Origin of the sequence: Streptomyces sp. NPDC058373 (assembly GCF_042723275.1) — a bacterium.
Taxonomy (GTDB): domain Bacteria; phylum Actinomycetota; class Actinomycetes; order Streptomycetales; family Streptomycetaceae; genus Streptomyces.
The window spans coordinates 38,013-52,428 of the sequence record NZ_JBHXJE010000014.1; the positions used below are offsets into that span (position 1 = coordinate 38,013).

The following is a 14,416-nucleotide window of genomic DNA, read 5'->3' on the forward strand; positions in this document are numbered from 1 at the left end:
GCCCCCCGGTGCCGGGCGGGCAGGCCGGTGCGACCGCCCGCCGCACCGTGCGGGAGCGGCTCGCGCGGCCATGGTCAGCGGCGGCCATGCCCACCCGTGTCGCCGTCGATCCCGCCGGTCTCGATACGGCTGTTGCCGCGCTCGATCTCCTCCAGGTTGGCGTCGCGGGTGTCCTTCATCATGCGGACCTGGCTCAAGGTGGCGTCCGTGATGCCGACCAGGGCGTCACGGATGGACATCATCGTCTCCTTGGTGGTCTGCCGCTCCTTCTGCTCCTGCGGACGGGCCTTCTCGGCGAACTCGCCCTGCGTACCCGGCCAGGAGACGGTGGGGGCGAGTTCGTCGAGGAACTCCTCGGTGATGCTCCGGGCCAAGGCGCCGATCTCCTCCAGCTGACCCGCCAGAGCCTCGATGCGGGCCGGGTCGACGTAGTAGCGCTGCCCCACGGTCATTCCTCCCCGTCGTCACCGAGAGCGTCGCGCCAGGCGGGGGTGGCGCCGTCCCGGCCTGCCGAGTCGTCGTCGTCCTCGCGCAGCACCTCCGGGCCGAAGATGCGCTCCCAGTCCAGCTCGAAGCCCTTCAGCTCGGGGATCTCGCTGCTCGGCTCGGCGAAGGGCGCCATCGCCTTCATCACGTGCCGGTTCATCTTCCGCCGCGCCGCGCTCGCCGCCTCCAGGACGCTGGCGGCCAGCTCCTGGGGCGACATGTCGCGGTACTTCTCCTCCAGGAACTCGATCCCGGTCAGCTCGCCCTGCGGGCCGGCTGTGGCGCGGACCGCGCGGTCGGAGGAGAGCACGGCGAAGGAGGCCGACCGCAGTTCGCGTTCGGTGCGTTCGAGTGCCGCCTGGGCCGAGTGGAGTTCGGCCATGGCCTTCTCCAGCCGCTTCTCCAGTGGTTCCGTCACTGCCGCTCCCCTTCACCGGGCCGGACCGCGCGCCGTGGCGCTCCTCCCGTGCCCGTTGCTCGCCCGGTGCGCCGGGCCGTCATGCCTGTTGCTCGCCCGGTGCGCCGGGCCGTCAGATGTTCTCCTGATCCTGCCTGGTCGGGACAGGCCGGCGACAGCCGGGGCCGGGAGATCCTCGTCCCACGGCGCCTGACCGTGCCCGTCCTCGGTGCCCCTTCGGGCCGGGTCGGGACCGCCCTCATCGTCCGATGACGGCCGGGGTGCCGCCCTCCTCGGTCCCCCACACGTCCCCGTCCTCCTCCAGGTAGTCGGCGGAGGTGGTGGCCCGGCGCTCCTGCTCCGTCTCCTCCTCGGGGGAGCCGCCGCCGGTGGTGGCGACGCGGGAGGCCGGGGACAGGAAGGTGTCGCTGTCCTCCTGACGGTTCCAGGGGCTGCGCCGCCTGCGGTTGCGGCGCTCGCTCTCCTCCGCCGCGTCGACCAGGACCGCGCGGACCCTCTCACCGTTGCCGCGGTCGCCCCCGGCTCCCATGCCGCCCATGCCGCCCATCGGCATGCCGGGGGTTCCGGGCATGCCGGGCGTGCCGGGGGCGGCCGGGCCGGAGGCGCCGCCGAGCCCGCTTCCCGCGCCCGCCGCGACGCTGTCGGAGAGCGGGGCGACACCGCCGGGCGTGCTGAGCCCGTCGCCGGCGAGGAGGCCCGCCCCGGGAGAGGACGAACCGGCGCCGGGGAGCCCGCCTCCGGAGGTCACGGGGGCTCCGCCGCTGAGACCGAGGTCGGAGAAGGAGAGGTCCTGGCTGCTGGTGCCCGAGGAGCCCGGGCCGCCGAGTCCGTCGAGGAGGTCTGTACGGTCCAAGGCCCCGTCGGTGTTGAGGTCGTGCAGGTCGATGGTCTCGGTCCGGCCCTGCGCGTCGGTGACGGTGGCGACGCCGGTGTCGGGGTCGATGACCTGGGTGCTGCCGTCCGGGAACGTGGTGGAGAGCCTGCCGTCGTCCAGGGAGGTGGTGGAGCCGTCCGAGTTGGCGATCCGCGCCCCGTGGGTGAGGTCGGTCGTCGTGACGGACCCGTCGGGGTGAGTGGTGGTCAGCATGCCGCTCTGCGTGTCGAACGACGCCCTGCTGCCGTCCGGGAACGAGGTGAGGAAGTCGTCGCCCGCCAGTGAGGTGACCGCGCCGGTCGAACTGTCCAGGCCGGAGAGGCCGGAGTTCAGGTCACCCAGATTGCCGAGCTCCCCGATCGACTCCGTCGGCAGGTCGCCGCCGGGGCCCCCGAGGGAGTCCAGGCCGCCGGTGCCGCCGCCCTGGCTGTTGAGCCCGCCGAGGGAGCCGAGGTTCTGGGTCGTGGTGGACCCGTCCGGGCCGGTCGTCACCGCCTGGCCCGTCGCCGGGTCGACACTCTGCGTCGTCCCGTCCGGGAACGTCGTCGTCAACTTCCCGTCATCCCCCAACGACGTCACCGAACCATCCGGATTGGTCACCTCCAACCCGTTCCCCAGATCCGCCGTCGTCGTCGCACCATCCGGACCCGTCGTCGTCAACAACCCACTGTCCGGATCAAAACTCGTACTGCTCCCGTCCGGGAACCGCGTCGCCAGGTCACCGTCACCCGTCAGCTCACTGCTGCCACCCGTCGGCGTCTCCAACACCGCATCACCGTTCAACCCGCCGTTGAGACCCCCCAGACTGCCCAGGTCCGTCGTCGTGGTCGACCCGTCCGGGCCGGTCGTCACCGCCTGGCCCGTCGCCGGGTCGACACTCTGCGTCGTCCCGTCCGGGAACGTCGTCGTCAACTTCCCGTCATCCCCCAACGACGTCACCGAACCATCCGGATTGGTCACCTCCAACCCGTTCCCCAAATCCGCCGTCGTCGTCGCACCATCCGGACCCGTCGTCGTCAACAACCCACTGTCCGGATCAAAACTCGTACTGCTCCCGTCCGGGAACCGCGTCGTGAGACCGCCGTCCTCCAGCCGGCTGTTGCTGCCGGTCGGGTTCTTCAGCGCGCCGCCCCCGGTGTTCAGGCCGCCGAGCGCGCCGAGGCTCTGGGTCACCGGCCCCATGTCGACCTGACGCCCGTTCTCGCCGCCCAGGCCGTCGAGATCACCCGTACCGTTCAGACTGCCCGTGCCGTTCAGGTCGCCCGTGCCGTTCAGACTGCCCGTGCCGTTCAGGTCGCCCGTGCCGTTCAGGTCACCGAGGCCGCCGAGGCTTTCGGTGACGGGGACGTTCTGGTTCAGCAGGTCGTCGAGGTTGCCGAGGTTCTGCTCGTCGACCGCGTTGGGGTCGTTGAGCCCGCCGAGGCTCTCCTCCATGGCCTTGCGCTGCTCCTCGGCCTCCCGCTCGGCCTCCTCCTGCGCGGCCCGCTGCTCCTCCCGGATCTCGTCCTGGTACTGGCGGTCCTCCTCACGCAGTTCCTCCTGGTACTGGCGGTCCTCCTCGCGCTGGCGGTTCGCCTCCTCGCGCAGTTCGTCCTGGTACTGGCGGTCCTCCTCGCGCTGGCGCTCCTGCTCCTCGCGCAGCTCGTCCTGGTACTGGCGGTCCTCCTCGCGCTGGCGCTCCTGCTCCTCGCGCAGTTCGTCCTGGTACCGGCGGTTCTCCTCGTTCTGCCGGTTGATCTCCTCCTTCTCCTCCTCCAGCTTCCGCTCCTCGTACTGCTCCGAGGCGGTGGTGGTGGACTTGGGGGCGGGGATGTTGTCGGAGAAGTCGGAGCGGAGCTCCAGGAAGTGGTTGTTCAGGTCGGACAGCACCTGCGCGGCGGGCTTTCCGAGGTACTCGTCGACGCCCTGGGTCCAGACCTTCACCGCCTTGTCGCCGACCTTGGCCCAGTTCGCCTTGTCGGCCAGGTCGCCGTACTCGTCGTGGGTCTGGGTGAAGCCGGGCTGCGGGCTGTGGCTGATGGTGGTGTAGTACGAGTAACCGGCGCCGCTCGTGGTCGACTTGATGTCCGTCTTCGCCACGTTGTTGGCGTCCACCCACTGGGCCAGGTCGTCCAGGACGTAACGCAGCACCTGATGGGGGTCGTAGTAGGGGGACTTCGCCCAGGCCAGCCAGGCGTCCAGGAGCTTGGTGGCGGAGTCCTCCAGGTAGCCGCGGCCCAGCGCCAGCGCGCGGGAGTACACCGTGCCGCCGACCTCGGTCCCCTCGCCGTCGGCCGGGGAGGAGTCGAAGGTCTCGATGTAGCTGTCGTAGTTCTCGCGGATCTTCGTCAGCAAGCTGCGGAAGACCTCGGCCGCCTCGCCCTTCCAGCTCGCGTCGTCCCGCCCGAAGCGGTCCTCCCAGTCCTTCAGCACCGTCGCGTGGTCGCGGAAGAACTTCGCGGCGAAGTCGAAGGAACGGCCGGTGGCGTCGAAGGACTTGAGATCCACGACGGCCGTGTCGTCCACGCCCAGATCGCTGAAGCGGGCCTCGGAGGTGTTGCCGTTCAGCAGGGCGATGAGCGCCGCCCGCGGCCCGTTCATGTACCGGGCGAGCGGGATGGTGCTCATCTTGTCCTTGTTGTAGTCCGTGAACTCGTTGCCTTCCCGGACCTGGGCGTCGTGGACGTCGTCGGACCCCGGAGAGGCGAAGATGACCTCGTCGCCCGCCTTGACACGGCCCTCGAAGACGATCCGGGCCTGCATGATGGAGCGCTTCTTGCCGGCGTCGAAGAAGTAGATGTCGTAGTCCTCGCCCTTGTTCGTCAGGAAGCCGGAGTCCTTGACGACCATGCTGAGGCTGCGCTCGGGGATGTCCATCCGGAACAGCTTGCCGCCGTGGTCGGAGCGGAGCGTGTCGAAGACGGTGGCGCGATCCGGCACGGGGTAGCCGGTGATGTGCGTGACCAGGGAGGCCCAGGTGTCGGACGACGGGTCCTTGGCGTTCTCGAACTTCTCGAGGTTCTCGTCGGACTGGGAGTCGTAGCGATCGGCCACCGGGCGCCCTTTCTGTTCAGTAGTCGTACGGCCTGACGCGCCCGCTCGTCGGCGCGAGAGCGCGGCCGGGCTCGGTCACCGGCACGCCGGCCCCTGCCGGGACGGCTCAGGTGGGGTCTTCCTCGGTGCCGCCGGCCGTGAGGGTGTCGACCTCGTCGAAGGTCTGGAGCAGCGTCTGGGCGTCGATCGCGTCCAGGTTCTTGTCCTTGGTCTTGCCGGCCTCCTCGATGGTCTCCGTGAGGGCCTCCTTCAACTCCTTGAACAGCTCCATCTGGTCGCCGAGGAGCTTGTCGACCTCGGTGGCCGCCTCCCGGATCGCCTCGATCAGCTTGGGTCCCGAGACCAGCGGATCGGTGACCATCTTGCCGATCCGCAGGAGTTGCTGGTCCTGGAGCAGGTTCCCCGGGGTGGTGTGACCGTCGATGAGGTCGCCGAGCGGCCGGATGTGCGTGCCGTCGCCGTCCTCGCGGTGCTTCTTCGCGGCGGTGTACACCGGCTGCACCTCGTTGTCCCGGAAGCTCTCCATCTGCTTGAGGTCGAAATGCTTGACGTCGGCCTTCTCACCGGCCATGCGGTTGTCTCCTGCCGTTCGGCGCCGGACGGGATACCTGGGGCTCGGGCCGGCGCCCGCGAGGCCGGACGGCCGGCCCAGGACGGGAGGCGGCGGCCGGGGGCACGGGCGCCGGGCCGCGGGTCCGGGGCCGTCACCGGCCCCCCTGCCGCCCGGCCGCGGAAAAGCGCTGCGGGGCGCGCCGCCTTCTAACGGGCGCGCACGTTACCCCAGTTGTCGGCGCTACGACGCTCGTCACGGGAGTGGTTGTCGTGGATCGTCTGGATCAGCTGACCGTTGTCACCCAGCAGGAGGGCCATGTTCTTGGTGGCCTGGTCCCACTCCGCCTGGACCTGGATGTACATCTCCTGGTCCGCGCCCTCCCAGGTCCTGACGAGCGGCTTCAGCTCGTCCTCCAGGTTGTTGAGGGCGTTGATGATGAGCTGGGTCTGGTCCTTCAGTTCCTCGATGACCTTGAGGACCACGGGGTACTGCACGTCGATGATGCCGTCGGCCATGACGTCTCCTCTGGGGTGGGCGGGCGCCTCGGCCCGGAAAGCTGACGGGGACCGGCCCCCGGCGGGGCCGTGCCACCCTGGACGGTGCGGGGCGGCGCTGGACGGGTCAGCGAAGCGCTTCGAAGACGCCCTGGCTGGTCTTGCTGTTGAGGACCTCGGTCAGGTCCTGGTTCTCCTGCGCCAGGCGGTTGGCGGAGGTGACGTTCTCCTGGAGGGCGTCGACCATCTTGCTGATCTGGACGACGACCTTCTGCGCCTCGCCGTTCCAGCTACGGAACAGCTTCAGCAGGGCTTGGCCCTCGTCGCCGCCCACACCGGAACGCGCGGCGATCTCGGCCACGTTGTTCTGGATCTTCTCGACCTGGTCGCGGGCCGTCTCCAGGGACGAGACTCCTCCCAGGCCCTTGGCATAGTCCGCTTTCCTGGCGGCACTGTCAGCCATGTCGCACTCCCTTCGTTCAGGCGGTCACGTCGCGGTGTTGCTCGCTGAGGCTAAAGAGAATGCCACGTTCCGCGCAACGCGTGTTGGGGAAGATTTGAGCATTGGCCCTTCGCAAATCGCCTTCTGCACAGCCCAGTTGACCCGACGTTTCGAGAAAGTGAACGCCTCGGGCCGAGGTCGCGGGGTACCGGTCATGGGCCGTCGGCCGAGCTCAGGGAAAACGGGCCGGAAACGGGCAGCGAAAAACGGCGAACGGTCGCTCCGGCCGAGAGACGCGCGACCGTACGCCCGGTTTCCGCGGGCGGTACCGATGCGGAATGCGCGGGCTTCTTCCGCGGCCCCCGCAAGGACGGGTGAACGGAAGGCCCGGCGGGCCGGTCGGCGCGCGGACCGCGTACGACGGGAACTCGCTTCCGCGTTCGCCCCTTTTCCTTCACAGGGGGCCGTTTGCAGCATTTTCCGGGATCAGGTGACGCCGTCCGGTGCGCCGGAGGTGTCCGCCACGTCCCCGGCACGCGCCGCCTGCTCGCTGTCGCCCGCACCTTCCTCGTCACGCCCCCCACAGGCGGGCGCGGTGACCCGCGGCCGCGCCGCTCCGGAGGCCGCCCGGGGGTCCAGGTCCGCGCCGGTCGGCAGTGCCGCCAGCAGGGGCGCGGGCACCGAGTCGATGTCCTTGGCCGCGTACCCGAGTGCGGCGAGCGCCTCCTTGCCGGAGATCCGGTACTTCACGCCGTTCTCGGCCACCAGATAGGTGGTGCCCGCGTGCGCGGCGCCACTGGCGTGCAGCGCCCGCACGAGGGCGCCGTGGCCGGGGCGCACCACCGTCGCGTCGGTCGGCACGCAGGCGTCCTCCAGCGGCTGCCCGCCGCTCTGCGCCGCCGTCACCGGGGCAAGTTCGGTCAGCGGCACGAGCACCGAGCCGATCCGGGCCCCGCCGTCGCCGCCGTCCACCTGCGCGCACAGGGCGCTGCCGCGCGGCACGGTGTGCGGGACCGGTGGCGCCGTCGGCAGGCCGACGGAGCCGGCCTCGTCCGCGCCCTCGGCCCGGTGCTCCCGCAGCGCGTCCGCGCCGACTCGGCGCGCCTCGGGCGACCTTCCCTGGTAGGCGTCCTTCTGGGTGGCCGGGTCGCCCAGCACCAGAGCGGCGCCGAGCCTGGTCAGCGGCACCAGGCCCTCCTCGCGCAGCAGGTGGTACGTGCCGGCGCCGCCCGGCACACCGACCTCGAAGACCTGGCCGATCCGGGTGGCCTCGCCGCCTAGCTCCGGCCCCGGGGACCCGCGCCCCGGCACGGCGGGAGCGCGCAGGGCGGGGCCGGGGGCCAGCGCGTCGAGGAACGCCGCCGACACGGGGACCGGCCGGACCGAGCCGTACCCGAGGGCGTTGCGGGCGTCGGAGTCGCGGTCCAGCGGCAGCCTGCTGCCCCGCCACACCAGATACTCGGCCTTGTCCGGCCCGCGCACCAGGAGCCCGCGGCCGCCGCCGACGCCGGTGGAGTCCACCGGCGCCCCGGCCACCAGGGTCGTGGCGCCCGGCTCCTCCACCCCGCCGCCGGGGGCCGTGCCGGAGGTGCCGGGCAGCGCTCCGCCGGGCCCGGTGACGCACATGTGCCAGGCGGAACCGTCGAGCTGAGCGGCGTCCGGGAGGGCGTCGGGGGCCCCGGGTATCCCCACCGGGGCTCCCACGGGGACGTCCCGCAGCGAGGCGGTGCCGACATCCTCGGTCGCCAGGTCGGAGCCGCCGATCAGCAGAGCGGAGGCGTAGTTGCGTACCGGGTGCAGCACGCCGTCGGTGGCGGTCCAGAGATACCGGGCGCCGGTCTCACGGTTGACCACCAGGTGCTCACCGGCCCGCCAGCCGTCGTTGCCGCCCGGGCGCAGCAGTCCGTACACCACGGTGCCCGCGCCGATCAGGACGGTGATCAGCACGCCGAAGACCACACCGCGGGTGGTGCGTCCGAGCGGGCTCTCCGGGGCGTCCGGGTCGGCGGTCAGCAGGCCCGAACTCAGCCTGCCCATCATGAAGGTGTGGGCGTGTACCTGGTCGCGCTTGGACTGCACGGCCTCTCCTCGTCTCGTCGTCCATGGGGCCCGGCACGCGGGCGGCCTCAGCCGAACAGGCCGCGCAGCCAGCCGAAAAGACCGGCGACCCACAGGCTGAGCGGCATCAGCGCGACCGCGAGGCCGGTGTGCGCCAGCTCGGCCGCGCGCCCCCAGTAGGGCAGCACCCGCCGGCCCGGCACGGTCCAGGTGGCGATGACCAGCCCGGCCGCCGCCGCCAGCAGCACCGCGAAGACCACGACCCGGCCGCCCGCGCCGCTCTCGGCCGACCAGGCGCGGGCGAGCAGCAACAGGCCCCACAGGCCCGGCACGGCCAGCACCAGCCGCTGGCCGAGATGGACCAGGCTCCGGGAGTGCAGGAGCAGCAGCAGGCTCAGTGCGAGCGCGGTCAGCACCTCGGGCAGGTCCGGGCGTTCGGCGAGGACCACGAGGCCGGCCGCGACCGCGGTACCGGTGGCCGTGAACAGCGCCGTCACCCAGCGTCCGGCCAGTTCGGTGCGCTCGGCGACCTCGTCGCCGGCGTAGGGCTCGATGCCCTCCTGCAACTGGCCGGCGGAGGACGGCAGCGCGGGCATCCGCATCCCGGCCAGCTTGAAGGCGAACGGGGCGACCGCCCCGGCGCCGAGCACCAGCGGGGCCACCACGAGGGCCACCGAGGCCGACGCGTCCAGCCCGGCGTACCCGAGCAGAGCGCCGGTGACCGCCGTGGCCACCCCGACCAGGGCGGTGGCGAACAGGGCGGGGCCGCCGACCGCGGTGGCCGCGAGGGCCAGCACCGCGCCACCGGCTCCCGCGGCACCCGCGGCCAGCAGGCGCGCGCCCACCACCGCGGCCCCGTCGGGTCCGCCCACCTCGCCGCCCGGCAGTTCCCAGCCGGCCAGCGCCATACACGGGGCGACGAGCAGGCCCAGCACGGTCGCCGTCAGCCGGTCGCCGACCGCGCGGCTGGCCGATCCCGCCCCGGCGAGCAGCAGCAGGCCCGCCACACCGGCGCAGACCACTCGCAGCGCACCGGCCTGCACACCGGGCCAGAAGACCAGCACCAGGGCGGCCACGACGGTGGCCACCGCGGTACCCGCCAGCAGCGCGCGGGCCGGTTCGGGGCCCCAGGTGCGCATCCGGCGGTACACGGTCTCGGACAGGCCGTCCACCAGGTCGTCGAGGCGCGCCTCGGGGAGGGCCTCGGTGTGCGGACGCAGGTGGAGCACGTCGCCGTCGGCGAGTCCCGCGCGGCCGAGGGTGGTCTCCTCGTCGAGGGGCGCCTCGCCGAGGCGCTGCAACACCCAGCCGGCGTGGTCGAGTCCGGCCTCCCCGGCCTCGTCGCCGACGTAGCGCAGGAGGGTGGGGAGCAGATCGGCCACCGGCACGTCGGCCGGCACGGCCAGATCCACCGAGACGTTCGGCGCACGTACGGTCAAGCGGCACAGTCCGGCGACCGCGCTGTCGGTCATCAGCAGAACTCTCGTCTTCCGTGAGGGCTTTGGCAGGGGAGTTTTCGGTGAAGGGGCAAAGCGAGGTGCGGGGAACACCGACGCGGCGCGGAATGCGGGCCGGTTACGGAGATAGCGGTGGAATTCGGGTGCGCACACCGGGTGACGGACCGCCCCACGTGGACAGGTCGTGTCCCGTGAATGCAGACTACTGCCTAAGCCCGCCGGGTCGCGCTGCGGACCTGAATCCGTAGCCGGACAGGGAGTTCACCGGCCGGGATGTCTCCCGTTCCCCTCCCGCCGGACGCATTCCCCCTTCGCCCGACGATGCGCGGGGCCTCGGGCACCGGTGCGGCGCGGCCAATTCCGCGCTCCGGCGCACCGGCTGTCGGGTCGGGCCGGATTGTCCTGCGAGACCGGAGGTTTGACCCCTTGAGCGTGGTGCTGTTCCGTCGTCCCGCCCGCAGGCGCGGGCCGGAAATGCCCGAAGGGCAATTGACTCTCCAGGAACCGCCGGTCCTCGCCGAGACCGTGCCGGACACCTCGGCGATATGGACATATCTGCCGATGGCCCTGATGTCCGTCTCGATGATGCTGATGTTCCTGCGCCCCGGTGGCGGGAACGGCGTCTTCATGTACCTCGCGCTCGGCGTGATGGCGCTCTCCGCGGCCGCCATGCTGCTGGGCCAGCTCATGCGCCGCTCCAGCGAGCGCAAGCAGCGCCTGAAGGGCGAACGCCGCGACTACCTGCGCTACCTGGCGCAGATCCGCAAGCGGGTGCGCGCGACCATCGTGGAACAGCAGCGGGCGCTCGCCTGGCGGCACCCCGAGCCCGCCTCCCTGCGCTCCCTGGCCCGCACCTCGCGGCTCTGGGAGCGCCGCCCGGCCGACGAGGACTTCGGCGAGGTCCGGATCGCGGTCGGCGAGCAGCAGCTCGCCCTCACCCTGAACCCCGTCTCCACCCGCCCGGTCGAAGACCTCGAGCCGCTCTGCGCCCACGCGCTGCGCCGCTTCGTCCGCGCCTACTCCACCATCCCCGAACAGCCGCTGGGCCTGTACCTGCGCTCCTCCGCCCGCATTCTGGTGCGGCCGCAGGAGAGGACGGGCGAGGAGGCGGGCGAGCCGTCCGTGCCGCCGCAGGGCCGGCCCCTCGGCACGAACGGCACGGACGGCGCGGGCGGCGGCGCCGACGGCCCGTCCCCTGAGGCGCTGCGGGCCCTGGTGCGCGCGATGCTCGGCCAGCTCGCGGTGTTCCACGCCCCGGAGGAACTCTGGCTCGCACTCTGCGTCAGCGACGAGCGGCGCCCCGACTGGGAGTGGGTCAAGTGGCTGCCGCACGTGCTGCATCCGCACGAGGAGGACGGGGCGGGCCCGGTCCGCCGGATCACCGCCGACCTCACCGAACTCGACGACCTGCTCGGCTCGGAGTTCGCCGAACGCCCCGGGTTCGACCCGGACGCCAAGCCGGGCCGCGACGAGCCGTTCACCGTCGTGGTGCTGGACGGCGTCACGGTGCCCGAGGGACACCGCTGGGCCGGGCAGGGCTACCGCAACTCCCTGCTCCTGGACATCTCCGGCGCGATGCGCTGGCGTCCGGGCCGCAACACGCTGCGGTTGACCGTGGGTCCGGACCAGGTGAACCTGGTGCGCACCGACCGCAGCCGCAAGGAGCGGTCCGTGCCGCTCGGGCGACCCGACCGGCTCGGGCCGCTCGGCGCCGAGTCGCTGGCCCGGCTGCTCACCTCCCGGCGGATCAGCCTCGGCACCGACATCGCCCAGCCGATGGAGACGGACGTCGAGCTGACCACGCTGCTGGGCATCGCCGATCTCCACCGGCACGACGCCCGCGCCCACTTCGCCCGCCACACCGGCGCCGCCCGGCTGCGGGTGCCGGTGGCCGTCGGGGTGGACGGGCGCCCGGTCGAACTGGACATCAAGGAGTCGGCGCAGGGTGGCATGGGGCCGCACGGCATGCTGATCGGTGCCACCGGCTCCGGCAAGAGCGAGCTGCTGCGCACCCTGGTCCTGGGCCTCGCCCTGACGAACTCCTCCGAGACCCTCAACTTCGTCCTGGTCGACTTCAAGGGCGGCGCGACCTTCCTCGGCCTGGAGGAGCTGCCGCACACCTCCGCCGTCATCACCAACCTCGCCGACGAGGTCGCCCTGGTGGAGCGCATGCAGGACGCGCTGCACGGAGAGCTGATGCGCCGCCAGGAGCTGCTGCGCTCCGCGGGCAACTACACCTCCGCCCTCGAGTACGAACGGGCCCGCGCCTCGGGGTCCGCCCTGGACCCACTGCCCAGCCTCTTCGTGGTGGTCGACGAGTTCAGTGAGCTGCTGTCCTCGCACCGGGAGTTCATGGACCTGTTCGTCATGATCGGCCGACTCGGCCGTTCCCTCGGAGTCCATCTGCTGCTGGCCTCGCAGCGCCTGGACGAGGGCCGGATGCACCAGCTGGAGAGCCACCTGTCGTACCGCATCGGCCTGCGCACCTTCTCCGCCATGGAGAGCCGCGGTGTGCTCGGCGTGCCGGACGCCTACCAGCTCCCCTCGCAGCCCGGCAACGGCTACCTGAAATCGGGGGTGGAGTCGCTGACCCGGTTCCGGGCGGCCTACTCCTCCGGCGGTTACGCCCGCAGGACCGGCGCCGTCGTGCAGGCCCGGGTGGCCAGCCAGGTGGTGCCGTGGACCAGCGGCTGGGTGGTGCCGCGCACCCCGGACACCGCGCCCGGGCCGGAGCCGGCGGCCGAGGAGACGGAGGACACGCAGACCCTGCTCGACGTGGCCCTGGACCGGCTGCGCGGCTCCGGCCCCGCCGCCCACCAGGTGTGGCTGCCGCCCCTGTCCGAGCCGTCGCCGCTGGACGCCCTGCTGCCGGGCATCACCGCCGACCCCGGGCGCGGCCTGACCGCGGCGGGCTGGCCCGGCACCGGCAAGCTGCGGGTCCCGGTCGGTCTCGTCGACAAGCCCTTCGAGCAGCGCCGCGACCCGCTCGTCGTGGACCTCTCCGGCGCCGGGGGCCACATCGCCGTCGCGGGCGGCTCGCAGAGTGGCAAGTCCACCCTGGTCCGGACACTGATCACGGCCCTGTCGCTCACGCACACCCCGGCCGAGGTGCAGTTCTACTGCCTCGACTTCGGCGGCGGCGGTCTCTCCCAGCTCGCCGGGCTCCCGCACGTGGGCGGGGTCGCGGCGCGGCTCACCCCCGAGCGCGTGCACCGCGCGGTGGCCGAGGTGATGACGCTGCTGGCCCACCGTGAGCAGCTCTTCGTGGACCACGCCGTCGACTCCATGCACTCCTACCGGCGCCGCCGCGCGGCCGGCGAGTTCCCCGACGAGCCGTTCGGCGACGTCTTCATGGTGGTCGACGGCTGGTCCACGGTTCGCCAGGACTACGACGACCTGGTCAAGAAGTTCAACGAACTCGCCGCCCGCGGTCTGAACTACGGCATCCACCTGCTGATCACCACCACCCGCTGGGTGGAGCTCTCCGCCCAGGTCCGCGACCAGTCCGCCACCCGCCTGGAGCTGCGGATGGGTGACCCGCTGGACTCCGAGATCGACACCCGTAAGGCGCGCTCGGTGCCGCGCAGCGGCGGTCGCGGCATCACCGCCGACAGCAAGATGCACTTCCTGGCCGGTCTGCCCCGGCTCGACGGCAGCGGCTCCCTGGAGGACCTCGGCGAGGGCGTGGCCCATCTGGTCGCCGAGGTCTCCCGGCACTGGACCGGCCCCCGCGCCCCACAGGTGCGCATGTTGCCGCACCAGCTGCCGCTCTCCGAACTCCCCCCGCCCGAGGCCACCGAGGGCGGCGGCATGAGGCTGCCGCTCGGCATCGACCAGGACGCGCTGGAGCCCGTCTGGCACGACTTCAGCCGCACCCCGCACCTGATCGTGGTCGGCGACACCGAGAGCGGCAAGACCAACCTGCTGCGCCGTATCACCGAGGGCATCACCAGCCGGTACGCACCCCACGAGGCGAAGATCATCGTGGTGGACTACCGCCGCACCCTGGTGAACGCCGTCCCGGAGGAGTACCGGATCGGGCACGTGATCTCCCTGGACAACCTGAAGGAGACCGTCGAGGGCGCCGCCCGAGCCATGAAGACCCGCGTCCCCGGAGCCGACCTGGACCCGGCCCGGATGCGCCACTGCGACTGGTGGACGGGCCCCCGCCTCTTCCTCCTCGTCGACGACTACGACATGGTGTCCCAGAGTTCGTTCCAGAGCCCCTTCGAGCCGCTGTTCGAGCACCTGACCCTCGGCTTCGAGATGGGGCTGCACCTGGTCGTCGCCCGCAGCGCGATGGGCGCCGGACGCGGCCTGAGCGACGCCCTGCTGCGCCGCCTGGACGAGGCGAACAACCCGGCCGTCCTGCTCTCCTGCCCGCCCACCGAGGGCAGCCTGTTCGGCAACACCAAGCCTCGCAACTTCCCGCCGGGCCGGGCCCTGCACGTCGCCCGGCGCAAGGCGCGGCTGGTGCAGACGGCGCTGGTGGAGGAGGCCCGGGGCCAGGGCGGCTGACGCCCGGGACCGCACATGTCAGAAGGCGGGGACCCACAGGGTCCCCGCCTTCTGACATGTGCCGGAGGGTCCAAGGCTCCGCC

The 14,416-nt window shown here is 72.1% G+C and carries 9 protein-coding genes; 1 reads left to right on the top strand and 8 read right to left on the bottom strand.

The annotated features are described in order from the left end of the window. Positions 1 to 74 precede the first annotated feature (74 nt). The 8 genes from ACFWMZ_RS11520 to eccD form a co-directional block, all read right to left on the bottom strand. Positions 75 to 446 (bottom strand): hypothetical protein, encoded by a 372-nt coding sequence (locus ACFWMZ_RS11520; RefSeq protein ID WP_383177773.1) that lies wholly within the window; start codon positions 444 to 446, stop codon positions 75 to 77. 2 nt (positions 447 to 448) lie between these two features. Then, a complete protein-coding gene (locus tag ACFWMZ_RS11525) occupies positions 449 to 904 on the bottom strand; it encodes a YbaB/EbfC family nucleoid-associated protein (protein WP_383200992.1) in 456 nt (151 codons plus the stop codon). 238 nt (positions 905 to 1,142) lie between these two features. Next, positions 1,143 to 4,811 carry an AAWKG family protein gene (locus tag ACFWMZ_RS11530; protein ID WP_383200995.1) on the bottom strand — a complete coding sequence of 1,223 codons (3,669 nt, stop codon included), beginning with the start codon at positions 4,809 to 4,811 and terminating at the stop codon, positions 1,143 to 1,145. 106 nt (positions 4,812 to 4,917) lie between these two features. After that, complete coding sequence (locus ACFWMZ_RS11535) at positions 4,918 to 5,382, bottom strand: type VII secretion system-associated protein (protein WP_383177782.1); 465 nt, start codon at positions 5,380 to 5,382, stop codon at positions 4,918 to 4,920. 188 nt (positions 5,383 to 5,570) lie between these two features. Continuing rightward, the gene (locus tag ACFWMZ_RS11540) at positions 5,571 to 5,879 is read right to left on the bottom strand and encodes a WXG100 family type VII secretion target (protein WP_383177784.1); all 309 of its coding nucleotides are present in this window, start codon (positions 5,877 to 5,879) and stop codon (positions 5,571 to 5,573) included. Positions 5,880 to 5,985: 106 nt separating this feature from the next. After that, the gene (locus tag ACFWMZ_RS11545) at positions 5,986 to 6,321 is read right to left on the bottom strand and encodes a hypothetical protein (protein WP_383177787.1); all 336 of its coding nucleotides are present in this window, start codon (positions 6,319 to 6,321) and stop codon (positions 5,986 to 5,988) included. 465 nt (positions 6,322 to 6,786) lie between these two features. Beyond that, the gene (gene eccB / locus ACFWMZ_RS11550; RefSeq protein WP_383200998.1) at positions 6,787 to 8,379 is read right to left on the bottom strand and encodes a type VII secretion protein EccB; all 1,593 of its coding nucleotides are present in this window, start codon (positions 8,377 to 8,379) and stop codon (positions 6,787 to 6,789) included. 47 nt (positions 8,380 to 8,426) lie between these two features. Continuing rightward, positions 8,427 to 9,830 carry a type VII secretion integral membrane protein EccD gene (gene eccD, locus ACFWMZ_RS11555; protein WP_383201000.1) on the bottom strand — a complete coding sequence of 468 codons (1,404 nt, stop codon included), beginning with the start codon at positions 9,828 to 9,830 and terminating at the stop codon, positions 8,427 to 8,429. Positions 9,831 to 10,241: 411 nt separating this feature from the next. Between eccD and eccCa the strand changes: the two genes are divergently transcribed. After that, entirely contained in the window at positions 10,242 to 14,333 is a 4,092-nt protein-coding gene (eccCa, locus tag ACFWMZ_RS11560) for a type VII secretion protein EccCa (protein WP_383201003.1), read from the top strand. The last annotated feature ends 83 nt before the right edge of the window (positions 14,334 to 14,416 follow it).

What these genes read in the sequence shown, in the direction of transcription:
- ACFWMZ_RS11535 (WP_383177782.1), bottom strand. Translation starts at nt 5,382, where the DNA reads ATGGCCGGTGAGAAGGCCGACGTCAAGCATTTCGACCTCAAGCAGATG.
- ACFWMZ_RS11540 (WP_383177784.1), bottom strand. Translation starts at nt 5,879, where the DNA reads ATGGCCGACGGCATCATCGACGTGCAGTACCCCGTGGTCCTCAAGGTC.
- ACFWMZ_RS11545 (WP_383177787.1), bottom strand. Translation starts at nt 6,321, where the DNA reads ATGGCTGACAGTGCCGCCAGGAAAGCGGACTATGCCAAGGGCCTGGGA.
- eccD (WP_383201000.1), bottom strand. Translation starts at nt 9,830, where the DNA reads ATGACCGACAGCGCGGTCGCCGGACTGTGCCGCTTGACCGTACGTGCG.